This window comes from Novosphingobium endophyticum, from assembly GCF_014640675.1.
Lineage (GTDB): Bacteria > Pseudomonadota > Alphaproteobacteria > Sphingomonadales > Sphingomonadaceae > Novosphingobium > Novosphingobium endophyticum.
In genome coordinates this window covers 47105-69968 of sequence record NZ_BMHK01000020.1, presented here as the reverse complement: position 1 = coordinate 69968, position 22864 = coordinate 47105, and the positions used below count along the sequence as shown (strand labels likewise).

General features: G+C 64.9%; 23 protein-coding genes and 1 tRNA gene. 12 read left to right on the top strand and 12 right to left on the bottom strand.

All coding sequences use genetic code 11. The features are described 5' to 3' along the window. Positions 1-149: 149 nt before the first annotated feature. The 5 genes from IEX32_RS14265 to IEX32_RS14245 all read right to left on the bottom strand — a co-directional run bounded on the left by IEX32_RS14265 (position 150) and on the right by IEX32_RS14245 (position 4419). Positions 150-1205 (bottom strand): NAD(P)H-dependent flavin oxidoreductase, encoded by a 1056-nt coding sequence (locus IEX32_RS14265; protein WP_188772212.1) that lies wholly within the window; start codon positions 1203-1205, stop codon positions 150-152. 22 nt (positions 1206-1227) lie between these two features. Further along, a complete protein-coding gene (gene bfr / locus IEX32_RS14260) occupies positions 1228-1707 on the bottom strand; it encodes a bacterioferritin (RefSeq protein WP_188772211.1) in 480 nt (159 codons plus the stop codon). Between the two features lie 95 nt (positions 1708-1802). Continuing rightward, on the bottom strand, positions 1803-1997 hold the full coding sequence (locus tag IEX32_RS20710; RefSeq protein WP_229736382.1) for a (2Fe-2S)-binding protein: 195 nt from the start codon (positions 1995-1997) through the stop codon (positions 1803-1805). A gap of 59 nt (positions 1998-2056) precedes the next feature. Further along, positions 2057-3313 (bottom strand): DUF418 domain-containing protein, encoded by a 1257-nt coding sequence (locus IEX32_RS14250; protein WP_229736381.1) that lies wholly within the window; start codon positions 3311-3313, stop codon positions 2057-2059. A gap of 17 nt (positions 3314-3330) precedes the next feature. Then, positions 3331-4419, bottom strand: coding sequence for an SPOR domain-containing protein (locus IEX32_RS14245; protein WP_188772209.1), 1089 nt, complete (start codon positions 4417-4419; stop codon positions 3331-3333). Between the two features lie 275 nt (positions 4420-4694). On the opposite strand from IEX32_RS14245, the gene IEX32_RS14240 reads away from it, so the two are divergent. From IEX32_RS14240 to IEX32_RS14230, 3 genes are read left to right on the top strand one after another with little or no spacing between them, the layout of a single operon-like run. Beyond that, complete coding sequence (locus IEX32_RS14240) at positions 4695-5414, top strand: AAA family ATPase (protein ID WP_188772208.1); 720 nt, start codon at positions 4695-4697, stop codon at positions 5412-5414. A 14-nt stretch (positions 5415-5428) separates the two neighbouring features. Next, positions 5429-5923: a hypothetical protein gene (locus IEX32_RS14235; RefSeq protein WP_188772207.1), complete on the top strand. Its 495-nt coding sequence runs from the start codon at positions 5429-5431 to the stop codon at positions 5921-5923. Positions 5924-5947: 24 nt separating this feature from the next. Beyond that, positions 5948-7255 (top strand): SPOR domain-containing protein, encoded by a 1308-nt coding sequence (locus IEX32_RS14230; protein ID WP_188772206.1) that lies wholly within the window; start codon positions 5948-5950, stop codon positions 7253-7255. Positions 7256-7348: 93 nt separating this feature from the next. Here IEX32_RS14230 and IEX32_RS14225 read toward each other — a convergent pair whose 3' ends face one another. Both IEX32_RS14225 and IEX32_RS14220 read right to left on the bottom strand, forming a co-directional pair. Continuing rightward, entirely contained in the window at positions 7349-8596 is a 1248-nt protein-coding gene (locus IEX32_RS14225; RefSeq protein WP_188772205.1) for a dihydroorotase, read from the bottom strand. Then, positions 8593-9573, bottom strand: a complete 981-nt coding sequence (locus IEX32_RS14220) for an aspartate carbamoyltransferase catalytic subunit (RefSeq protein WP_188772204.1) — start codon at positions 9571-9573, stop codon at positions 8593-8595. The genes IEX32_RS14225 and IEX32_RS14220 overlap by 4 nt, the downstream gene beginning before the upstream one ends. Positions 9574-9695: 122 nt before the next feature. On the opposite strand from IEX32_RS14220, the gene sppA reads away from it, so the two are divergent. Continuing rightward, positions 9696-11567 carry a signal peptide peptidase SppA gene (gene sppA / locus IEX32_RS14215; protein WP_188772203.1) on the top strand — a complete coding sequence of 624 codons (1872 nt, stop codon included), beginning with the start codon at positions 9696-9698 and terminating at the stop codon, positions 11565-11567. Between the two features lie 8 nt (positions 11568-11575). Here sppA and IEX32_RS14210 read toward each other — a convergent pair whose 3' ends face one another. Further along, positions 11576-11737, bottom strand: a complete 162-nt coding sequence (locus tag IEX32_RS14210; protein WP_188772202.1) for a hypothetical protein — start codon at positions 11735-11737, stop codon at positions 11576-11578. 138 nt (positions 11738-11875) lie between these two features. Here IEX32_RS14210 and IEX32_RS14205 point away from each other — a divergent pair. The 5 genes from IEX32_RS14205 to IEX32_RS14185 all read left to right on the top strand — a co-directional run bounded on the left by IEX32_RS14205 (position 11876) and on the right by IEX32_RS14185 (position 16991). Then, positions 11876-11960 (top strand) — tRNA-Leu (locus IEX32_RS14205). A 77-nt stretch (positions 11961-12037) separates the two neighbouring features. Continuing rightward, the gene (gene tig, locus IEX32_RS14200; RefSeq protein ID WP_188772218.1) at positions 12038-13678 is read left to right on the top strand and encodes a trigger factor; all 1641 of its coding nucleotides are present in this window, start codon (positions 12038-12040) and stop codon (positions 13676-13678) included. A 239-nt stretch (positions 13679-13917) separates the two neighbouring features. Next, positions 13918-14586 carry an ATP-dependent Clp endopeptidase proteolytic subunit ClpP gene (gene clpP, locus IEX32_RS14195; protein WP_188772201.1) on the top strand — a complete coding sequence of 223 codons (669 nt, stop codon included), beginning with the start codon at positions 13918-13920 and terminating at the stop codon, positions 14584-14586. 137 nt (positions 14587-14723) lie between these two features. Next, on the top strand, positions 14724-15986 hold the full coding sequence (clpX, locus tag IEX32_RS14190) for an ATP-dependent Clp protease ATP-binding subunit ClpX (protein WP_188772200.1): 1263 nt from the start codon (positions 14724-14726) through the stop codon (positions 15984-15986). Between the two features lie 144 nt (positions 15987-16130). After that, the gene (locus IEX32_RS14185) at positions 16131-16991 is read left to right on the top strand and encodes a VOC family protein (protein ID WP_188772199.1); all 861 of its coding nucleotides are present in this window, start codon (positions 16131-16133) and stop codon (positions 16989-16991) included. Here IEX32_RS14185 and IEX32_RS14180 read toward each other — a convergent pair whose 3' ends face one another. Then, positions 16992-17936 carry a cation diffusion facilitator family transporter gene (locus IEX32_RS14180; RefSeq protein WP_188772198.1) on the bottom strand — a complete coding sequence of 315 codons (945 nt, stop codon included), beginning with the start codon at positions 17934-17936 and terminating at the stop codon, positions 16992-16994. Between the two features lie 234 nt (positions 17937-18170). Here IEX32_RS14180 and IEX32_RS14175 point away from each other — a divergent pair, with 234 nt between their 5' ends. Further along, a complete protein-coding gene (locus tag IEX32_RS14175; RefSeq protein ID WP_188772197.1) occupies positions 18171-18779 on the top strand; it encodes a carboxymuconolactone decarboxylase family protein in 609 nt (202 codons plus the stop codon). A gap of 1 nt (position 18780) precedes the next feature. Here IEX32_RS14175 and mtgA read toward each other — a convergent pair whose 3' ends face one another. From mtgA to IEX32_RS14160, 3 genes are all read right to left on the bottom strand, one after another. Then, positions 18781-19446 carry a monofunctional biosynthetic peptidoglycan transglycosylase gene (mtgA, locus tag IEX32_RS14170; RefSeq protein ID WP_188772196.1) on the bottom strand — a complete coding sequence of 222 codons (666 nt, stop codon included), beginning with the start codon at positions 19444-19446 and terminating at the stop codon, positions 18781-18783. Positions 19447-19651: 205 nt separating this feature from the next. After that, positions 19652-20557 carry an RNA polymerase sigma factor RpoH gene (gene rpoH / locus IEX32_RS14165; RefSeq protein ID WP_188772195.1) on the bottom strand — a complete coding sequence of 302 codons (906 nt, stop codon included), beginning with the start codon at positions 20555-20557 and terminating at the stop codon, positions 19652-19654. A 95-nt stretch (positions 20558-20652) separates the two neighbouring features. Then, on the bottom strand, positions 20653-21609 hold the full coding sequence (locus IEX32_RS14160) for an RluA family pseudouridine synthase (RefSeq protein ID WP_188772194.1): 957 nt from the start codon (positions 21607-21609) through the stop codon (positions 20653-20655). 30 nt (positions 21610-21639) lie between these two features. Here IEX32_RS14160 and IEX32_RS14155 point away from each other — a divergent pair, with 30 nt between their 5' ends. Further along, positions 21640-22017, top strand: coding sequence for a M67 family metallopeptidase (locus IEX32_RS14155; RefSeq protein WP_308421057.1), 378 nt, complete (start codon positions 21640-21642; stop codon positions 22015-22017). Positions 22018-22207: 190 nt separating this feature from the next. Then, positions 22208-22849: a histidine phosphotransferase family protein gene (locus tag IEX32_RS14150; RefSeq protein ID WP_188772192.1), complete on the top strand. Its 642-nt coding sequence runs from the start codon at positions 22208-22210 to the stop codon at positions 22847-22849. Positions 22850-22864: the final 15 nt, after the last annotated feature.

Below are 22864 nucleotides of genomic sequence, written 5' to 3'. Positions count from 1 at the left end.
CCTCGGCTGCCGCTTCGCCGTTCCCAAAGCACGACACATTCCCTGGTTGCCAGACCTCGTCATCGCAGCTCAGGCATAAATGCCCCGGGATCTGCCCCGGTTACCTTGCGCCCGGCTCTCCTCTCCGCGCCGGTTCTTGCGAGCCCGGCTCAGCAGGCGGCGGCGAGTTCCGCAGCGAGCACGGCGACCAGTTCACCGGCGGGCATGGGGCGGGAGAGGGGGGCGCCCTGTCCCGCCCACTGGGCGCCATAGCCCCCTTCGCCCTTGGACTTCGCCGCGGCATTCAGCGCCTTCCCGGCATGGTAGGCGCGCGGATAGGGCGCGACCGGAGGCAGGTCTGTGCTGCGTGCGAAAGCGGTGAAGCGGTTGGCGAGGCATCGTGCCGGGCGTCCCGATATGGCAGGCGTCATGGCCGTGTGCCACGCCGCATCGCTGGCGAGCGCGGTCCGGTGCGCCGCATCGGCGTTCGATTCGGGGCAGGCGATAAATGCCGTACCGAGCTGCGCGGCGACAGCGCCGAGATCGAGCGCGGCCCGAATGGTCCGGCCGTCCATGATTCCGCCCGCCGCGATTACCGGCAGTCCCGCTCGCGAGACCAGAAGCCGGGTCAGTGCCATGGTGCCGATCCGGTCGTCGGGCGCATCGGGATCGAACATGCCGCGATGGCCTCCCGCTTCCCATCCCTGTGCGACGACAGCATCGATTCCGGCGTCCTTCGCCGCAAGCGCTTCGGCCAGCGAGGTCGCCGTTGCCAACAGGAGGCATCCGGCGGACTTGAGCGCCGCGATGGCCTCTGCCTCGGGCAGCCCGAAATGGAAGCTGACGACGGCCGGCGCCTGCTCCACCAGCACGGTCAGCATCTCGCGGTTTCCGGCAAAGGTCGGATAGATCGTATCGAGCGTCGGCGGCGGCTCCGCGTCATACTTGGCAAAGAGCGGGCCGAGAGCGGTGAGCCATGCCGCCTCGCGCTCCGGATCGGGCTGGCACGGGGTGTGGACGAAGAGATTGACGTTGAAGGCCCGATCGGTCGCCGCGCGAACTCGCGCGATGTCGCGGGCCGCGTCTTGCGGCGTCAGTGTGCCCACGGCAATCGAGCCGAGCGCGCCCGCTTCGCACACGGCCGCGGCAAGGGCGGGCGTTGAAGTACCCGCCATGGGGGCCTGTATCAGGGGTATGGAAAGGCCAAGGCGCGCGATCGGGTCCATGGGACGTGCCGCGCCGCCGGGATCATTCTTCCGCCGGCTTGCTCTGAAGCTGGCAGTAGTTCTGGATGCCCATCCGCTCGATCATGTCGAACTGCTTTTCGATGAAATCCACGTGCTCTTCCTCGCTTTCGAGGATGCGTTCGAAGATCTCGCGGCTGACGTAGTCGCGTACCGCCTCGCAATGGGCAATGGCTTCCTTCAGCAGCGGGAGCGCGTCGTGCTCGAGAGCGAGATCGGCCTTGAGGATTTCCTCGACGTTTTCGCCGATGCGCAGCTTGCCCAGCGCCTGGAAGTTGGGCAGCCCTTCGAGGAACAGGATGCGGTCGGCGAGCGTATCCGCATGCTTCATCTCGTCGATCGATTCGTGCCGTTCGTACTCGGCGAGACGTTTGATGCCCCAGTTGTCGAGCATGCGATAATGCAACCAGTACTGGTTGATGGCCGTCAGCTCATTGAAGAGAGCCTTGTTAAGGAAATCAATGACCTGCTGATCGCCTTGCATCGCGCTGACTCCGTTGCTGGGGAGTCATTTATATGAACGCAAACAACCTGCCTGACAAGTCAGGGGGTGACGGAAATCAAAATGTCGCGGGAATTTCAGTGGGCAGTCGCGACTGCCATGTTCCCGCCGATCGACTCTTCAGCGATGATCTCTTCGGCTTCCTCCAGACATTGACGACACTGAGGCGTCTGGCCGAGCGACGCATAGAGCGCCTCGGCATCTCCCCGGCAACACCGCGCAGCAGCCCTCAGGTCTGTTTCCTTGATCGCATTGCAGATGCAAACGTACATGGGCGAATCCTCTTGACCTTCCCATAATACGCAAATGCGAATGGATCGCAATATCATTTTTATTTTGCGGTTTTCCTGCCATTGTCCAGTAGCTTGCGAGCGATCAGCGACCGCCAGAGCCATTCCAGCGGGCCGCTGCGGTAGCGGTCGAGCCAGGGTTTGCTCCAGCCGAGCATCAGCACCCAGCCGAGCAGGACGAAGAGCCATTGCCGCGCCGGGCCGACGGTGCCGAACAGGTCAAGACCCCAGCCATAGAAGATCGCCGTCATGACTAGGCTGGTGCCGAGGTAGTTGCTGAAGGCCATGCGCCCGGCTGCGATCAGCCATGTGCCGGCGACGGTTCGGGAAAGCGCCGGGGTGGCGAGGACGAGCAGCGCGGCGTAGCCGAAGGCGGTGAGCACGTGAGGGACGATCAGTCCATTGGTAAGCAGCATGGACATTGCGATCGGGGGGAAATGCCGGGGCCAGGCCCAACCGAGAACCATCAGCGTCATCGCCAGCCCGGCGATGGTCGCGATCATCCCGATCGCGATCAGACGCGAGCGGGGCCATGCTCCGGCGAAGAAACCGTGCCGTTGCAGGACCGTGCCGAGGATCATCAGCGGCAGCACTTCGCCGAACGTGCTGCCCGCCATTATGACCAGCCAGAATGGATCCTCGCGCATCTTGGCCAGCGCGATCTCGATGAAGCCTTGCTTATACAGCGCCGTTTCCCTGGCGCTTTCGTCCCAATAGAGGTCGAGCCTGGCAAGGACGCTGCGCTGTTGGTCGAGTGTCGCCGTGCCCAGCCGCACGGCTTCCTCGGCCTCTACCAGCGGCATGTCGGCAAGGACGTTGAGAAGGCCGCCGCTCGCGGCAATGGTGACCGCGAGCCCCAGCAGCAGGCCGGTCGGCAACCGCCGCAGGAGAAGGGCCGCTATGCCGCATGCGGCATAGACGAACAGGATGTCTCCCCACCACAGCAGCACATAGTGGAGCATCCCGAACAGCATCAGCCACGAGAGACGGCGTACCTGTAACAGTTCGCCGAAGTCACCCCGCGCGTCCGCCTTTTCGCAGAACAGCGAAATGCTGGCGCCGAACAGTATCGCGAAGAGCGCGCGCATCTTGCCTTCGAAGAATACGAAACCGAAGGCCCATGCGGCTTCATCCGCGAAATCGACCCGCTGCGGCAGGTTTGGCGTCAGCGTGCCCACACTGGGGCCGGCGAACCCGGCAATGTTGATTGCAAGGATCCCCAGAACCGCCACTCCGCGGATCAGGTCGAGCGAGACGACCCGGCCGGGATCACCTGCGACCGCCTCTGTCGGACGCAAGGCGATCGACGCGTCGATCAGTCCCTCACGGGCAGGCAGCCGTACCCGGCAGCCGAAAGTCGCGAACAGACCGCGTCCGCATCCGCCTTTGACGCGAATCCTCCCGCCTGGAGCTTGGTGAGCCGGCCGGCGGGGACCAGCATCTTGCCGTGCCCTGCCAGTTCGGGACGGTTGCCGATCCTGGCCCAGAGCTTGTCGGCATTGCCGGCAACCCCGAAGGCGCCGAGCTGGACGCGCCATGGACCCGACGCGGGCGCGGCGGATGCGGGCCTGGAGCCAGGCTTTGGCTTTGGTGTCGGCGCAGGCGCCGGCGCGGGCCGGGAAGCAGCCACGGCCGGCGGCGGTGTCTTGCGCGTGAAGTCGGCGCCCGCCGCGGCCGGGCTTGCGCTTCCCGCCGCGCGGATCGCCTCGCTGACCGCGCGTTCGGCCGAAACGATTTCCGGCGCGCGCGAGGAACTCTCGGTCGCGGCGGCGATCGTCCCGTTGCCCAGTTCGGCGGCGGCAAGCTGGCGCTCACGCGTCGCCTGCGCCTCGGCTGCGAGCCGGGAGGCCAGGATCACGCTCTTCTGCCGGTCTTCCAGCGGGATATGCTGGTCCATCTGCGGCAGGGCGCTGGCCGCCTGCGGCAGGCCCGCCTGCTGGGCGAGGCTGACGAGGGCATAAGCGCGAACCCAGTCCTTTTCGACATTGTCGCCATTGAACAGCGCCAGGCCGAGAAGGTACTGCGCGCGCGGTTCGCCCCGCGCTGCGGAAGCCTCGATGTAGGGCATCGCCTTGGCCCGTTCACCGTTCTGGAACAGCAGCAGGCCGTAGATATCGGAGGCCTGTACATGCCCCTTGGCCGCTGCCTTGCCATAAAGCTCCTCGGCCTTTTTCGGGTCTTCCGGGACACCCCGGCCGAGCTTGTACGCCTGCGCGAGATTGAACAGGGCGTCGGGGTCGCCGGCGGCGGCGAGTGGCTTCCACTCTTTCACGGCCGCCTCGTAATTCCCGTCCGACCAGGCATCGACGCCTGCCTTCACATCCGCGAGCGCGGGTGAAAACGGCAGCGCGGCGCCTGCGCCGACCAGGAAAAATCTGCAGAAAATTCGAAGAAATTTCTTCACGATGAGATTGCCCGATCCTTCCCGCGTCTTGCCAGCATGGTAATCGAAAGCGCCGCCCCGGCGCCAGTAGGTAGATCGGTAATGCACCGATTGTCACGCATGCCCGTCCTGAACGGAAATGGTGAAAGTTGTCTTGCCACGGCGCGCAAAGCCGCGATTTGGCGCCAGCCGGAGAAATCCGGCGATCTATCCGTTGCTTAACTCTAAATTAGGAACGTTCTGCGATCCCGTTCCCGAGACATTCACTGCGTATCGCATTTCTGGGGGACATCGTCTTGCGAGTACTGGCATTGGCATCGCAGAAGGGCGGCTCGGGCAAGACGACGCTCTCGGGGCATCTTGCCGTTCAGGCCCAGCGCGCCGGGGCTGGCCCGGTCGTCCTGATCGACATCGATCCGCAGGGGTCGCTTGCCGACTGGTGGAACGAGCGCGAGGCGGAGTATCCCGCCTTTGCGCAGACTACCGTAGCGCGCCTCGCGAACGATCTTCAGATGCTGCGTCAGCAGGGCTTCAAGCTGGCTGTCATCGATACGCCGCCGGCGATCACCATGGCAATCCAGAGCGTCATTTCGGTTGCCGAGCTGATCGTCGTGCCGACCCGTCCCAGTCCGCATGACCTGCGCGCCGTGGGTGCCACGGTCGATCTGTGCGAGCGTTCGGGCAAGCCGCTGATCTTCGTCGTCAACGCCGCAACTCCCAAGGCGCGCATCACCGCCGAGGCCGCCGTGGCGCTTTCGCAGCATGGTACCGTGGCCCCGATCACGATGCACCAGCGCACGGACTTTGCCGCTTCGATGATCGACGGACGCACGGTGATGGAAGTCGATCCCAACGGCCGCTCGTCGCAGGAAGTGACGACGCTGTGGAACTACATCGCGGATCGGCTGGAAAAGAACTTCCGCCGCACCATCTTCGCAGCGCCTGCCAGCCTGCCGATGCCGCAGGGGGTACAACGTCCCGTAGGCGGCTTCGGTCGCCGCGTCGCCGGTTCGTGAGGGGGGACAGCCACATGAGCGAGCCCCGCGACTTCGCCTCCCTTTCACCGAGGCTGTTGGCGCGCAAGGGCGGTGCGAAGCCGGCCATGCGCCCGCAGGACACCTCGAAATTCACGGCCGGCGGTATTCCGATCGATCCGCACCGGGCAGACGATCTGGGCTGGAACGATTTCGGCGACGGCCTGCGTCCGGAAGCGGCAGCCTCGGTCCCGCAGACGGCCGCGAATGGCAACGGCCACGGCGGATACGAGATACCCGAAGTGCTGCGCCAGATAGAACAGGTCGCCACGCGCATCGACCGCGATCATCCGGCCGCCCGCGTCAGGTCGGAAGGCCGGCGCGCGGCCTTCACGCTGCGTCTCGATGCGGAGCGCCATTTCCGTCTGAAGATGGCCGGCGTCCTTCTCGATCGCAGCGCGCAGGTCATCGTGACCGAGGCGCTCGACAGGTTTCTTGCCGAAATGCCGGAGCTTTCCGTGCTTGCCGGCACTGCACGCAAGCCCAGCTGAAGCAGGGCACAAGGGGGCAGACCAATGCAACGTACCAACAACCCGACCAGGACTGCAGGCCAAGCGCTGTGCTCCGCCATGGCCGTCGCACTGCTTGCAGGTTGCGCCGGGCAAACGCCGTTCGCCGGCGGCAGCAAGGCCTCGGTCGCGGGTGAGCTTGGCGTTGCCGGTTCCGAGATCGCCATCGCCAGGGCCGAAAAGCACGTCGCCCGGTCGCCGGACAGCGCCTCGGCGCGCACCGAACTGGCGCAGGCCTACCTGACAGCCGGGCGCTTCGATTCGGCGGCGACAACGTTCGAGGACGCGGTTGCCCTTGGCGGTGACAACGCGCGCATTGGCCTGGGCATGGCGCTTGCCTACATCGGCGCGGGCCGCAACGCGGAAGCATTCGCGGTTCTGGGGCGCTGGCGGGACCAGATTTCCGCGAGCGACTTCGGCCTCGCCGTTGCCCTGTCCGGCCAGCCCGCCATGGGCGTCGCCGTGCTCACCGACGCGGTGCGCGCGGGCGATGCCAACGCCAAGACCCGTCAGAACCTTGCCTATGCCTACGCGCTCAACGGCCAGTGGACGCAGGCGCGCCTCATCGCCTCGCAGGATGTTCCCGCGGACCAGCTCGACGCACGGCTCACTGAATGGGCCGCCAAAGCCCGCCCGGAAGCCTCGCGCGAGCGCGTTGCCGGGCTCATCGGGGCGCCGCTTCGTTTCGACCCCGGCCAGCCAGCGGCGCTCGCGCTCGGTGGCCATGCGGGTGACGCGCAGCTCGCCCAGGCACAAATGCCCGCGCCGGCAAAGGAACTGCCGCCTGTCAGGTTCGGGCAGGGCGCAGAGGTGACCGAGGTGCCCACGCCTGCCGCTCCGTCTGCAGCTTCGCTTGCAGTCGCGGCGAAAGAGCCCGCGCCGGAGCCAGCCACGGTCTTCATTTCGAAGCCGGTGTTCCAGAAAGCCGCGAAGAGCGAAAGCATGTTCCAGGCGACTTTCGAACGGATGTCGACCGAAAAGATCGCCGCGAAGGCGAAGCCGGCCGGCCGAACCCATCTCGTCCAGCTCGGCTCGTTCCAGAGCCGCGAAAGCGCCGAGCGCGCCTGGAGCGTCTTCGTGAAGCGCGATCCGGCGCTGAAGAACCACTCCATGCGCATCACCCAGGCCGAAGTGAACGGTCGCCGCTACTATCGCGTCGCCGCCGAGGGCTTCGACCGGGCTTCTGCACATTCGATGTGCGCCTCAGTCAAGCGCCGGGGCGACGGCTGCCTCGCCTATTCCGAACTCCAGCCGCTGCCGGGTGCATTGAACCCGGCGGGCGGCTCTGCCGGAGCAACGCTGCGGGCACGCTGAGAATTCCTTCACCCACGAGTTCCATGTGAACCTCACAGGCCTCCGTCTTCGGACGGGGGCCTTTTTTTTCGTGCTGTGGCGGGCAGAACTGCTTCAGCCGGCCTTCTTTGCCTTGACCGCTACGCCGCCCTTGAACAGCGCGAGGACGCGGCCTTGGACGGGCTGCTTGTCAAACGGCGTATTTCCCGCCGCAGCGGCCATCTTGTCGGAATCGACGATCCATGGCCGGTCGGGGTCGATCACCGCGATGTCGGCTTCGGCGCCTGCCGCCAGCCGGCCGGCGTCGACGCCGAGCAGGCTGGCCGAATTGGCCGCGAGCAGGTCAAAGGCGCGGCTCATCGAGATCACGCCGTCGCGCACGAGGCTCATGGTCAGCGGCAGCAGCGTTTCGGCGCCGGCCATCCCCGGAGCGGAATCGGCGAAGGGCAGGCGCTTGTCCTCCGGCCCGCGCGGATCGTGGTCGGAGCTGATCATATCAATCGTGCCATCGGCGATCGCGGCGATCACGGCCTTGCGGTCCGCTTCGCAGCGCAGCGGCGGAGAGAGGTGCGCGAACGTGCGGAACTGGGCCATGGCAAGGTCGGAAAGCATGAAATAGGCCGGGCTGACGCCGGCGGTGACGCCGAGTCCGCGGCCCTTGGCGCGGCGCACGAGGTCGAGCCCTGCCGCCGTGGTAACCTTACGGAAATGGATCCGGGCGCCGGCCATCTCGGCAAGGGCAAGGTCGCGCGAGATCGCCAGTGCTTCGGCCTCGGCGGGCGCGCTCGGCAGACCGAGGCGCGTTGCCATCTCGCCGGCCGTGGCGACGGCATTGCCGACCAGCCCGGCATCCTCGGCGTGGGCCACGACCACCATGTCCATCATCGCCGCGTACTGCAGCAGCCGCAGCATCGTGCCGGAGTCCTGTATCCAGCGCCGGCCCGTGGCGATGGCGCGGGCGCCGGCCTCTCGCATCAGCGCGATTTCGGCGAGCGATTCGCCGTCGAGGTTCCTGGTCGCGGCGGCCAGGGGGTGGACCCAGAAGTCTGGCTTGCCCGACTGCGCGGCGAAGCGCACGCGGGCAGCCGTGTCGAGCGGCGGGTTCTGGTCCGGCATCAGCGCGGCGCGGGTGATGCCTCCGAAGTGGAATGCGGGCTTGTCTATCGTGAACACGGCCACGTCGACGAGGCCGGGCGTCACCAGCTTGCCGGCGGCATCATGGACTTCATCGCCCGGCTGGGGCTTCACGTCGCCGACAGCGGCGATGAAGCCGCCTTCGCAGCGCAGGCTGCCGGGCTCGATGCGCCCGTCCGGCAAGACCAGTTTACCGCCGGTGATGGTGAGGGGCGGATGAATGCTCATGCCCAGCCCTCCAGCCCGCGAGCCTTGCGGGTCAGTACGTCGAGGCAAGCCATGCGGATGGCAACGCCCATCTCGACCTGGGTGGTGATCTGCGATCGGCCTGCGAGGTCCGCGACGTCGCTCTCGATTTCAACCCCGCGGTTCATCGGGCCGGGGTGCATGACGAGCGCATCGGGTTCCGCCTTGGCGAGGCGCTCCAGCGAGAGGCCGTAGAGGTGGCGGTATTCGCGCGGAGAGGGAATGAACTGGCCCTGCATCCGCTCCATCTGCAATCGCAGCATCATGACAACGTCGGCGCCTTGCAGCGCCGCATCGAAATCGTGGAAGACCCGCACGTTCATCCGCTCGATTTCCGCAGGCATCAGCGCGGGCGGGGCGCAGACGCGAACATCGGCGCCGAGCGAGGTGAGGCACAGGATGTTCGAGCGGGCAACGCGGCTGTGCAGGATATCACCGCAGATGGTGACGCGCAGGCCATTGAAGGCGCGCTTGGCCTGACGGATGGTGAGGGCATCGAGCAGCGCCTGCGTGGGGTGTTCATGCTGGCCGTCGCCGGCGTTGATGACCGGGCAATCGACCTTGTCCGCGATAAGCTGAACCGCGCCCGAGCTGCCATGGCGGATGGCGATCGCATCGGCACGCATGGCGTTGAGCGTCATGGCCGTGTCGATCAGCGTCTCGCCCTTCTTCACGCTGGATGTCGCGACCGCCATGTTGACGACGTCGGCGCCAAGGCGCTTGCCTGCGATCTCGAAGCTGAGCAGCGTGCGGGTCGAGTTCTCGAAGAAGGCGTTGATGATCGTCAGGCCCGACAGCAACTCGCGCCGCTTCTGCGCGTGGCGGTTCAGCTCCACCCACTGCTGCGCCTCGTCGAGCAGGAACATGATTTCGTGCGGGGCAAGGCCCGCGATGCCCACGAGGCCGCGATGCGGGAAAGCCGCCGCGCCTTCCGGATATGTATATTCTGGCGATGTCATTGAAGATAACGCCTTAGGCATGCCGGTGCTTCGGCTCAAGCCAATTCGGACGGGAAACGCTCCGCTGCATTGCGCTGGCGTGAGCGGCGGGTATGAGTACCGGCGGAAAGGCAGGTAAATTCATGGCATTCGCGCGCAAGGTCTGGAAGCTGCTGGTGGCATTCAAGGACGCCCTGGCGCTGCTGTTCCTCTTGCTGTTCTTCGGCATGCTCTATGCGGCGCTATCCGCGCGGCCGACGCCGGGGCAGGTGAAGGACGGGGCCTTGCTGCTGGAACTGAACGGCGTGATCGTCGAGGAGCGCAGCGAGATCGATCCCCTGCAATTGCTGCTTTCGAGCGAGGCGCCGTCGGGCGAGTATCAGGCGCGCGATGTCGAGCGCGCGCTGCGCGATGCCGCCGGGGACAAGCGGATCAAGGCAGTTGTGCTCGATCTTTCGCGGTTCCTGGGCGGCGGCTTCGTGCACCTTCATGACATCGGCGCCGCGATGGACGCAGTGCGCGCCGCCGGCAAGCCGGTGCTTACTTTCGCCAATGCCTATGGCGACGACGGCGTGCTGCTGGCCGCGCACGCCAGTGAGGCCTGGGTCGACCCGATGGGCGGGGCCTTCGTTGCGGGGCCGGGCGGCACGCAGCTCTACTTCAAGCGCCTGTTCGACCGGTTCAAGGTCAATGCCCACGTCTACCGCGCGGGAACCTACAAGAGCTATGTCGAACCCTATATCCGCGAGGACATGTCGCCCGAAGCGCGCGAGGCGAATGAGGATCTCTACGACGCGATCTGGAGGGCCTGGAAGGACGATGTGAAGAAGGCCCGGCCAAAAGCCCGGATCGACCTCGTCGCGCAAGACCCGCTTGCCTGGACGCGGGCGGCGAAGGGCGACTTTGCCCAAGGGGCGAAGGCGGCAGGTCTGGTGGACCGCGTCGGTGGGCGGACCGAGTTCGACAACCGCGTCGCCGAGATCGCCGGCGAAGGATACGGCGAGGGACCGGCCTATGCGCATACCCGGCTGGACACTTGGCTGGCGGCCAACCCGGAAAAACAGGAGGGCGCGAAGATCGGCGTCGTGACCATCGCGGGGGAGATCGTCGATGGCGATGCCGGGCCGGGGAAGGCGGGCGGCGAACGCATCGCCCGGCTGCTCGACGACAACATCGATGAAGGGTTCAAGGCGCTGGTCGTGCGGGTCGACTCGCCTGGCGGTTCGGCCTCCGCGGCCGAGCGCATCCGCCGGGCGATCGACCGGTACAAGGCGCGCAAGATCCCGGTCGTCGTCTCCATGGGCAATCTTGCGGCGAGCGGGGGTTATTGGGTCGCGACTCCGGGGCAGCGGATTTTCGCGGAGCCCGGCACCGTAACCGGCTCGATCGGCGTCTTCGCGGTCGTTCCCAGCTTTGAGAAGACACTGTCCGATTTCGGCGTGACCACCGACGGCGTTCGCACGACCCCGCTTTCGGGGCAGCCTGACATTCTCGGCGGGTTCACGCCGGAAGTCGAAGGCATGCTCCAGGCATCGATCGAGAATATTTACGACAAGTTCGTCGGCCTCACCGCAAAATCGCGAGGCAAGACGCCCGAGCAGATCAATGCCGTCGCGCAGGGGCGTATCTGGCCGGGCGCGGAGGCGAAGGAGATCGGTCTGGTCGACGAGATGGGCGATCTGGACGCCGCGCTCGCGCATGCGGCGCGGGTCGGCGGCGTGGGCAACGACAAGTGGCAGGCGGTGTTCATCGGTGAAAAGCCGGATCGCCTGAGCGCCATGCTGCGAAGTCTCTTTACCCGACCGAACGAGAGCGAGGCTGCCTACGACCTCACGGGTCTCATTTCCATGCGTCAGCAGGTTCAGGCCAACCGCATCGCCGGCCAGTTCAGGAATTTCCTCTCGTCACGCGGGGCGCAGGCTTACTGCCTGGAATGCCCCGTTCTGCCCGCGCTGCGGCAGGGCGGGGCGGATTCGCCATGGACGAGGCTGGCCGTGTTTGTGGGCCTCGACTGACCCGCCCCTCAATCCGGCGGTGGAAGCTCCACCGGTGCCGTGTCGGGCTCGTCCACGTCCGGCCCCGATGGCGGCGTTTCGGCGGGCGGGAAGGGCTCGCCAGGCTCTGCCGGGGGGACGGGCGTTTCGGGCGGGTTGTTGGCGGGGACATCGCCGGGTTGGGTCGCCATGTTTCACCTCTCAAGTCTTGTTCAGGCTAACGTGGGCACCATAGGGACTGCTCGCAAGGCGTCGAACGAATCGCGGCGCTTGCCCTTTTCCCCGCGTGCTTATAAGGGCACGTCCCTTGAGTTTCAGGCTTCATCCATGCGGGCGTGGCGGAACTGGTAGACGCGCTGGTTTTAGGTACCAGTATCGAAAGATGTGGGGGTTCGAGTCCCTTCGCCCGCACCAGTCCGCCGCCGTGAGAGGGTGAGCCGAGAGAGATGGCCGTGAAAACGGCCCCACGGATTGCACAGGAAGGCATCGAAATGCAGATCGTCGAAACCACCAACGAGGGCCTGAAGCGCGCCTACACGGTGACCATCCCCGCCAAGGACATCACCGCCCGTGTCGAGGGCGAGATCAAGAAGATCGCGCCGCAGGTGCGCATGCCCGGCTTCCGTCCCGGCAAGGTGCCCGCCAATCTCGTCAAGAAGATGCACGGCGAGGCGATCCACCGCGAGGCGCTCAACACCACGATCCGCGAGGCGATGGACAAGCTCGTCGCCGACAAGGCGCTGCGTCCGGCGATGAACCCGGACGTCTCGCTGGGCGAGGGCTATGAGCAGGGCAAGGATGCCGAGCTGACCGTCAGCCTCGAAATCCTGCCGCATGTCGAGGCCCCCACGCTCGAGGGTCTGAAGCTCGAAAAGCTGACGGTGCCGGTTGAAGAGGCACAGGTCGACGAAGCGGTGGAGCGCATTGCTTCGCAGCAGCAGCGCTTCGAGACCAAGGATGGCGCCGCAGAGGACGGCGATCAGGTGATCCTCGACTTCACCGGCAAGCTCGACGGTGTCGAGTTCGAGGGCGGCAAGGCAGAGAAGGCGCCGCTCGTGATCGGCGCGGGCCGTTTCATTCCGGGCTTTGAAGAGCAGCTTGCCGGGATCAGGGCCGGTGACGAGCGCACCATCACGGTGACCTTCCCCGAGGACTATCCCGCCGAGAACCTCAAGGGCAAGGAAGCGACCTTCGACGTCGTCGCCCACGAAGTGAAGGCTCCCGCCGAATCGAAGATCGACGACGATTTCGCCAAGGAACTGGGCCTTGAGAGCCTCGAACAGCTGCGCGGCCTGCTCAAGGGCCAGCTTGAGCAGGAGACCGCCGGCCTTACCCGTACGGCGATGAAGCGCTCGCTGCTGGACCAGCTTGCCGCCGGCCACGACTTCGAAGTGCCGCCGACCATGGTGGAGGCCGAATTCTCGCAGATATGGCAGCAGCTCACGCACGAGGCCGGCCAGGAGGAAGATCCCGAGGCGGCTCTGAAGGAGATCGAGGCGGAGAAGGACGATTACCGCAAGATCGCTGAGCGCCGCGTGCGTCTGGGCCTGCTCCTCTCCGAGATCGGCCAGAAGAACGGCGTCGAGGTCACGCAGCAGGAAATGTCGATGCTGGTTTCCCAAGCCGCGCAGCAGTACCGTCCCGAAGACCGCCAGCGTTTCATGGAATATGTCGCCAACGATCCGATGATGGCCGCCCAGCTTCGCGCGCCGCTCTATGAGGACAAGGTCGTCGACTTCCTGATCGAGAAGGCCGAAGTCACCGAGCGTGAGGTGACGCGCGAGGAACTGCAGGCCGCGATCGAGGCGGACACCGAGAGCGAGGCCTCCGAAGCCAAGAAGCCCGCCGCCAAGAAGGCGCCCGCCAAGAAGGCTCCGGCGAAGAAAGCCGAAGCTGCGGCCGAGGAAGGCGAGGCCGAGAAGCCCGCCGCCAAGAAGAAGGCCCCGGCCAAGAAGGCCGAAGCCGCGGCGGAGGAAGCTGAAAAGCCCGCCGCGAAGAAGGCTCCTGCGAAAAAGCCGGCAGCCAAGAAGACCGAGGCGGCCGCCGGAGAAGGTGAAGCCAAGCCCGCGGCCAAGAAGCCGGCCGCCAAGAAGGCTCCGGCCAAGAAGGCTGCCGCCAAGACCGAACACTGATCCGCTCGGGATTGAACATCGCGAAGGGCTCGGGGCACGGATCGCCCCGGGCCTTTCATGTTTCACGGGTGCTTCCGCGTTTCGCGCAGGAAGCGGGGGCGGTTACCGGTAATCCCGTCGCCGTTCGACCGCGCCGAGCGACGATTTGTCCCGCCCGCCGCGACGATTGATCGCTTAAAGCCCTTGAACATCGGTGACGGGCACGCGACATAGGCGGACCAAATCAGATGAGGACTCCCATGCTCGACCTGTTTGGCGCCTCCGGCGCCCAAGGAAAGTTCACTGCCGATCCCGTGACCGGCGCCCTGGTGCCGATGGTCGTCGAGCAGACCAGTCGCGGCGAGCGCAGCTTCGACATCTACTCGCGCATGCTGCGCGAACGCATCGTCTTCGTTACCGGCGAGGTCGAGGACCACATGGCCTCGCTGATCGTCGCACAGCTGCTGTTCCTGGAATCGGAGAACCCCTCCAAGGACATCTCGATGTACATCAATTCGCCGGGCGGCGTCGTCACGGCGGGCATGGCGATCCATGACACCATGCAGTACATCCGCCCGCGCGTTTCGACGGTTTGCATCGGGCAGGCCGCATCAATGGGTAGCTTCCTGCTGGCCGCCGGCGAACCGGGCATGCGCATCGCGCTCCCCAATGCGCGGATCATGGTCCATCAGCCTTCGGGCGGCGCGCGCGGCATGGCGTCGGACATCGAGATCCAGGCGCGCGAAATCCTGCGGATGCGCAAGCGGCTCAACGATCTCTATGTGAAATACACCGGCAAGTCGCTTGACGAGGTCGAAAAGGCGATGGATCGCGACACGTTCCTCGAGGCTGAGGAAGCCCTGACGTTCGGCCTTGTCGACAAGGTGTTCGAATCGCGGCCCGATGCCGAAAAGTCCGGCGAAGGCTGACGGCGAAAACCCGGGCCGTTAAGGCTCGGGGAACGCGATCTTCAGGCAGTATCAATCAATTCTACCTAGGATTGCTAAACCGGCACCCGGCAGAGTAGACTAATCGAGTCGCCTCATCAGGAGGCCCAAGACGGAAAATGACGAAATTGAGCGGATCTGACGCGAAAAGCACCCTGTACTGCAGCTTCTGCGGGAAGTCCCAGCACGAAGTGCGCAAGCTGATCGCGGGGCCAACGGTTTTCATCTGCGATGAGTGTGTCGAGCTGTGCAACGACATCATTCGTGAGGAAACCAAGGCGGGAATCGCGGGCAAGAAGGACGGCGGCGTGCCGACTCCCCGCGAAATCTGCGAGACTCTCAACGATTACGTGATCGGCCAGGACCGCGCGAAGCGCGTGCTCTCGGTGGCGGTGCATAACCACTACAAGCGCCTCAAGCACAGCGGCAAGCAGGGCGAGGTCGAGCTTTCGAAGTCGAACATCCTGCTCGTTGGCCCGACCGGTTCGGGCAAGACGCTGCTTGCCCAGACGCTCGCCAAGACGTTCGACGTGCCGTTCACGATGGCCGATGCCACTACGCTGACCGAAGCGGGCTATGTGGGCGAGGATGTGGAGAACATCATCCTCAAGCTGCTCCAGTCTTCGGACTACAACGTCGAGAAGGCACAGCACGGCATCGTCTACATCGACGAGATCGACAAAATCAGCCGCAAGGCCGAGAACCCGTCGATCACGCGCGACGTATCGGGCGAGGGCGTGCAGCAGGCGCTTCTGAAGCTGATGGAAGGCACCACCGCTTCGGTTCCGCCGCAGGGCGGCCGCAAGCATCCGCAGCAGGAATTCCTGCAGGTGGATACGACCAATATCCTGTTCATCTGCGGCGGCGCTTTCGCGGGCCTGGAAAAGATCATAGCCGATCGCCTGCAGAAGCGTTCGATCGGCTTCGGCGCGCATGTCGCCGATCCGGACAAGCGCCGCGTGGGCGAACTACTCCAGAAGGCCGAGCCGGAAGATCTGCTGAAGTTCGGCCTGATCCCGGAGTTCGTCGGCCGCTTGCCGGTTATCGCGACGCTCGAGGATCTCGACATCTCCGCGCTGGTCAAGATCCTGCGCGAGCCGAGGAACGCGCTGATCAAGCAGTATCACAAGCTCTTCGAGCTGGAGGACGTCGAACTGTCCTTCACCGAGGAAGCGCTGGAGGCGATTGCCCAGAAGGCGATCGACCGCAAGACCGGCGCGCGCGGGTTGCGCTCCATCGTGGAAGGGCTGTTGCTCGACACGATGTACGATCTGCCGACCGAGACCGACATCGCCGAAATCGTGGTGGACAAGGAAGTGGTCGAAGGCCGCAAGGAACCGGTCCGCGTCCTCAAGGGCGACAAGGCCGAAGCGGCAGCCTGACGACCTTCGCTATGATGCGAAAGGCCGCTCGCAGCGATGCGGGCGGCCTTTTCCGTTTGGGCTCCGTATCGCTCCCGCGGAGTCTGAGGCCCGGCTTGCGCGCTGCCCGCCTGCGTCCGTACGCTGCCCCCAAAGGGGAAAGCCATGGCCGACAGCCGCATCCACGTCTCACGGATCATCCACACGATCCACGCCACGACCGACATCGGCCGGTGCCGCCAGCTCTATCAGGACGCGCTGGGCGGCCTGGTCTTCGCGGAGAACTATTTCCCGGCCGAGGATCGCGACGCGGCCCTGCTATACGTCACCGATCACATGATCGAGCCGATGGCGCCGCGAAATCCGGGCGATCTGACCAAGGCGTTCGCCCGCATGACCGCGAAGATAGGGCAGGCGTTTCACTCCTTCGAACTCAAGGTGCCCGACGGAAAGGCTGCCAGTGCCGCGTTCCGCGAGGCGGGTTGTACCGTAGCCGGCGACTATGGCGTCTTCTTCTTCGTGAAGCCCGAATCAACGGGCGGCGTCCTGCTGGAAGTCTGCGAACTGCCGATGCCCAACGATCCCTACGATCGCGGCAACTGGTCTCCGCAAGTGGGGGCAGGGCATCCCTGCGGTGTGACGGGCCTCGATCATATTGCCTGTGTCACGAGGGACATTGAAGGCGCCCTGCGCTTCTTCACCGAAATCGTCGACGGGGAACTGCTGGAGGATGGCCGCACCGACATGCCCCAGCCTGCGCGGCGCGTGCTTTTGCGGATCGGTGACACGAACGTCGCCTTCGTGCAGCCCGATGACGCCAATTCAGGCGCGCTGGGCGAATTCCTGATCTGGGAGCAGAACGGGATCTACGCACTCGTCTGGAACATTGCCGATGAGGCTCGGGCAAGGGGACACTTCGAAGGCAAGCTCGATCTCCGGCTGACCCGGCAGGATTGCGTTTCCGCCGGATTTGCCATCGATCCGGCCGATTTCCTCGGCGCCCGCCACGAATTCATCGCGGGCTGATCAGGTCGCTGCGTGGCATTCGACCACGCAGGCGCCTTCGGGGTCCGTCTCGACCTGAAAAGTCGGGTGGTCGATGCCGAAATCGTGATCGAGGGCATGGGCGATTTCGCGCAGGAAAGCATCGGAAGGATGCCCGCCGGGCATGACCAGATGCGCGGTCAGCGCGGTTTGCGTCGTGCTCATCGGCCAAACGTGAAGGTCGTGGACACGCTCGACTCCGCGTTGCCGCTCCAGAAACGCGCGAACTTCGCCGATGTCGATCCCGCTGGGTACGCCCAGCATGCCCATACGCAGTGAATCGCCCAGAAGCCCCCAGCTTGACCAGGCAATGACGGCGGTGATGAGCAGCGAGGTGATCGGGTCGATCAGAGCCTGTCCGGTCAGCAGGACGGCGATCCCGGCGACGACAACGCCTGCGGAAACGGCGGCATCGGCCATGAGGTGGACGAAGGCGGCCCGCAGGTTCAGGTCCGACTTGCGCCCCTTGGCGAAGAGCAGCGCGGATACCGCGTTCACGACGATGCCGATGCCGGCGACAACGATCATCGTCATCCCTGCGACCGGCGCGGGCTCGGCGAAGCGGCGGATCGTCTCGACCAGAATCGCCCCGATGGCGACCCACAGCAGCGCGGCATTGGCAATCGCGGCCAGAATTGATGAACTTTTCAGCCCATAAGTGAAGCGCTGCGAGGGAGGACGTGCCGAGAGGATGTTGGCAGCCCAGGCCAGCAGGAGGGAGAGGACGTCCGAAAGGTTGTGCCCCGCGTCGGCCAGCAGCGCCATCGAGCCGCTGACGAGCCCGGCGGCAACTTCGGCGATTACGAAGCCGACATTGAGCGTCACCGCAATCGCGAAGGCCTTGCTGGCGTTACCGGAGGCCGGCGGTCCATGGTGGTGATGCCCAGGCCCATGCCCGTGCCCGTGATTATGATGTTGCGCGCCCATGGCCGCTGCATTTGCATGCTGCGACGGATCCCATCAAGCGATGACGTAACATCACATTGCGGCCAATTGGCCGGACGAAGCCAGGAACGCGAAAGGATGCGATCCGGACCCCGCCGCTTTTTGTCGGACTGCATCCCGCAGGCGGTAAATGCCGCTTGGCCCCTGTTCGACGTTTCCCGGGCGCGGTAGCACATTTTTCGACAAGCGAATTCGCACGAGGGAGGACTGCCGCACATGTCATGGGATGCCGCCGCGCGCACGGCACGAGTGCTGGGAGAAGGCGAGCGCCTCCCGCGTCTTGGGGAGGACGCTCTCGATGAACGGCATATGGCCGCGCTCGAGCGGTTGCGCGTGATCTACGGCTATCCCAAGGGCGAGCCGCTGGCGTCCTTCTTTGCAACGCTTGCCAATAGTCCGGAGTTCTTCGCGGGCTATATCTCGCTTGGCGTTGCCGCGACCGAGCAGTCGGCGCTTTCCCGCAGGATCCGCGAACTGGCGGTGCTGCGCGCAGGCTGGCTTTATGGTGCGCCATACATGTGGGGCGAGCATGTCCACGCGACGCGCGCCGCCCTTTTCACATCCGAGGAAATCGACCGCATCACCGTCGGCTCGCAGGCGCAAGGGTGGGATGAACTCGAACGTGCAGTCCTGCGTGCGGTCGAGGAACTGCATGGCGACGCCATGATCTCCGACGCGACCTGGGACGAGCTTTCAGAGCATCTCGATTCGCGCCAGTTGCTCGAATTGCCGATTCTCGTCGGCCATTATGCGACGACGGCCTTTTTGCAGAACTCGCTTCGTACCCGGCTAAACGATCACAATCCGGGGCTAACCGCACGCTGAATTACTGGTAGACGCACGAGTCATAGCCGTCGCGCTTTACCGTGCCGATACGGGCGGCGATCGTATTGCCATAACGACGTGTGAAGCCGGCGGGGCTTTTGACCGCCCGCTTCTTCGGGCTGGGCAGGGCGGCCGCCATGCGCGCGGCCTCCAGCCGGGTGAGGTTGGCCGCGGACTTGCCGAAGTAGCGCTGGGCGCCGGCCTCGACGCCGTAAGTGCCGATACCGGTCTCGGCGACGTTGAGGTAGACTTCCATGATCCGTCGCTTGTCCCACAAGTTCTCGATCAGGAACGTGAACCAGACCTCCAGCCCCTTGCGCAGGTAGCGGGTCCAGCCATCGCCCTGCCAGAGGAACACGTTCTTCGCGGTCTGCTGGCTGATGGTCGATCCGCCGCGCAGGCGGCCGCCTTTCGCGTTGCGCTCCATCGCCTTTTCAATCGCTTCCGTGTCGAAGCCGGTGTGACTGCAGAACTTGCCGTCTTCGCCCGCGATCACGGCGGCGACCATGTTGCGGTCGATCCGGCTGAGCGGTTCCCAGTCCTTCGTGATCCCGTTGCCATCCACCAGCATGGTGACAGTGACGGGCGGCGGAACGAAGCGGTAGAGTACCGTGAGGCCCAGGCTGATCGCGATGAACCAGACGATGAGCTTGGCAATGAAGCGCATGAAGGCAGGCTACTGACTTGTTGGAGACGGATGCGCCGCTTCTAGCCGAAAGGCCGGTACGTGCGCCAGTCTCGCCAAAGCCGGCCCGGTGATCGCATGTGCAAAAAAACCTTGGGCGCGCTGCCCCGGGGCGGCCCGCGCATACGAAAAGGCCGGGCTCCCTCGCGAGAGCCCGGCCGGAATTTCGCAGCATAGCCGGTTGGTGTCAGGTCGCCGGTACCATTTTCTTTTCGCCGGCAAGGCGGTTCATCGCCTTCTGCAGCTTTTCGAAGGCACGCACCTCGATCTGCCGCACGCGTTCGCGGCTGACGTTATAGACCTGGCTCAGTTCCTCCAGCGTCTTGGGATCCTCGGTAAGCCGGCGCTCGGTAAGAATGTCGCGCTCGCGCTCGTTGAGCGCGTCCATGGCCTCCACGAGCATGTCATGGCGGACCGAAGCCTCCTCGGCATTGGCGACGAGTTCGTCCTGCAGCGGGCCTTCGTCGGCCAGGATATCCATCCACTGGCCTTCGCCTTCCTCGCGCAAGGAGACGTTCAGCGAGGCATCGCCGCCCATCATCATGCGCCGGTTCATGTTGACGACTTCGGTTTCCGACACGCCCAGCGTGGTCGCGATCTTGGCGACATCGTCCGGGTGCAGGTCGGTGTCCTCGTAGGCGTCGAGGTTCTTCTTCATGCGGCGCAGGTTGAAGAAGAGTTTCTTCTGCGCGGCGGTGGTGCCCATCTTCACCAGGCTCCACGAACGCAGGATGAACTCTTGTATTGAGGCTTTGATCCACCACATAGCATAAGTGGCGAGGCGGAAGCCCCGATCGGGTTCAAACTTCTTCACGCCCTGCATGAGGCCGATGTTGCCTTCGGAAATCAGTTCCGAGACAGGCAGGCCATAGCCGCGGTACCCCATCGCGATCTTCGCGACGAGGCGCAGGTGGCTGGTCACCAGTTGTGCGGCAGCTTCGGGATCCTCATGTTCCTTGTAGCGCTTGGCGAGCATGTATTCCTGCTCGGCCGAAAGCACAGGGAACTTGCGGATCTCGGCCAGATAGCGGTTAAGGCTCTGCTCACCGCCAAGGGCCGGCACTGCCGGGAGATTACGTCGGTTGTTGCTCACGTTCTTCCGTCCTTTCCGGTCGGCCAACGGTCAAAGACCCTTGCGAGGCGTCTTAGCTTGTGGCCACCTTGTTAACATAGCACATAAATCCGATTTCAGTGTCGCAAATCGTCGATCAGCCCCGTCATATCGGCGGGGATGGCGCTGACGAAGTGCACCTTCTTTTCCATAACGGGATGGACGAAGCCGAGTTCCGCCGCGTGTAGCGCCTGGCGGCAAAATTGGTGCCGCTGGAGAATCGGGCGGAGCGCTGAAGGAGTGCGACCATAGACAGGATCGCCCAATAGCGCATGGCCGATTGACGACATGTGAACGCGCACCTGGTGAGTGCGCCCGGTCTCAAGGCGACATTCCACGAGCGACGCGCCCGTGAGCCGTTCGATCGTGCGGTAGTGCGTCACCGCGTGCTTGCCCCGGCCGTCCTCCACGATCGCCATCTTCTTGCGGTTGGTATTCGAACGGGCAATGGCGCCGGTTACCGTGCCGGAAGCCGGAACCGGATAACCGCCGACGACGGCCATATAGGCGCGTTCGATCGAATGGTCGGCGAACTGGGCGGCAAGGCCTTCATGGGCACGATCGGTCTTGGCGACGACGAGCAGGCCGGAGGTGTCCTTGTCGATGCGGTGGACGATTCCCGGCCGTGCGACGCCGCCGATGCCGGAAAGCTGGCCCCGGCAGTGGTGCAGCAGGGCATTGACGAGCGTCCCGTCGGGATTGCCCGCAGCGGGATGGACGACGAGGCCCGCCGGTTTGTCGACGACGATCAGGTATTCATCTTCGAAGACCACATGGAGGGGGATGTCCTGCGCCACCGCTTCGGCGGGTGCCACGGCGGGGACCGAGATGGCGAACGCAGTGCCCTCCGCGACCTTGAGCGAGGCCTGCAGGACGGGCTTGCCCGCCAGCGAGACCCGGCCTTCACCCATCAGCGCCTTGATCCGCTCGCGCGAGAGGCCGCTGGCCTCGGCAAGCGCCTTGTCGATCCGGCCGCCGGCGGGGCCGATCAGGCCCTCGATCAGATCATTGTCACTGTTTGCACTGGCCCCCATCGCGGCTACGATTTGGGGATGGTTGTCGAAGTGACAAGTGGCGCCCTCGCAAAACTGCGCGGTGAAGCGGCCCGGGCGGCGCCGCTCGAATGTTGCGGCGTGCTGCTGGGGCGCGGTGGGCGGATCGAGGAAGCGCTGCCCGCCGCCAACGTGGCGCCGCAGCCGGAGATCCGCTTCGAGATCGATCCGGCCGTTCTGCTGTCCGCGCACAAGGCCGCGCGGGCGGGCGGCCCGCAGGTTCTGGGCTACTATCACTCGCACCCGGCAGGGCATCCGGTGCCGTCGGCCACCGATTGCGAACATGCCTCTGGCGACCGGCGGATATGGGCGATCGTCGCCGGCAGTGAAGTGGCGCTGTGGCGCGACGCAGAGGAAGGATTCGAATGGGTCGATTTCGCGATCCGATAGGCGGGCAGGGGCCTTGCGGGAGAAATCCACTGGCATTCGAAGGGAATCAGCATCGGGCACGGTTGCTTTCTGGTGCAAGAGCGGGAAAGGTCCTCCTCAAATAGGAGCGGGGCGTTCGGCGCGGGTTGAAAATGCCTGCACGAAAAGAACTTTCCGTTGCCCTGCACGAAAAAGCGAGAGCCTGCGATTGATGACCGTCAGTTCCGTCGAACTTGCCAGCCTTCTGTGTTCCCGTCTGTGTCACGACATGCTCAGCCCGGTTGGAGCCCTTTCCAACGGGCTTGAACTGCTGGCGGATGAGAAAGATCCGGAAATGCGCCAGCGGTGCCTGGAGTTGCTTGACCAGAGCGCCCGCATTTCAGCGGACAAGCTCAAGTTCTTCCGCCTTGCCTTCGGCGCGGCTGGGGGTTTCGGTGAACTGATCCCGGTGAACGAGGCGCGCGTGCTGATCGACGGGCTGGTTGCCAGTAACGCACGAATCTCGATCAACTGGGCTTTGTCCAGCGAAGCGATGCCCAAGCCGGCGATCAAGACGCTGCTCAATTTCGGCATGATCGGCATCGAGGCGCTACCGCGCGGCGGTACGCTGGATATCGCCGCGGAACTGCGTGACGGAACGAGCGAGATCGTGGTACGTTCGGCCGGCCCTCGCATCGCGTTCGATCGCGATATAGGCCGGGCGCTCGAAGGCGCGCTTCCCGAGGGTGAACTGTCCAGCCGGACCGCGCCGGCGGCCATGCTGCATCAGTTGGCACAGGAGACGGGCGGCGGATTGCAGTTCGTGCTGGCTGAAGATGCGCTGGTGCTGGGCGCGGTTCTGCCGGGGGCCTGAGGAGCACACGCGAAC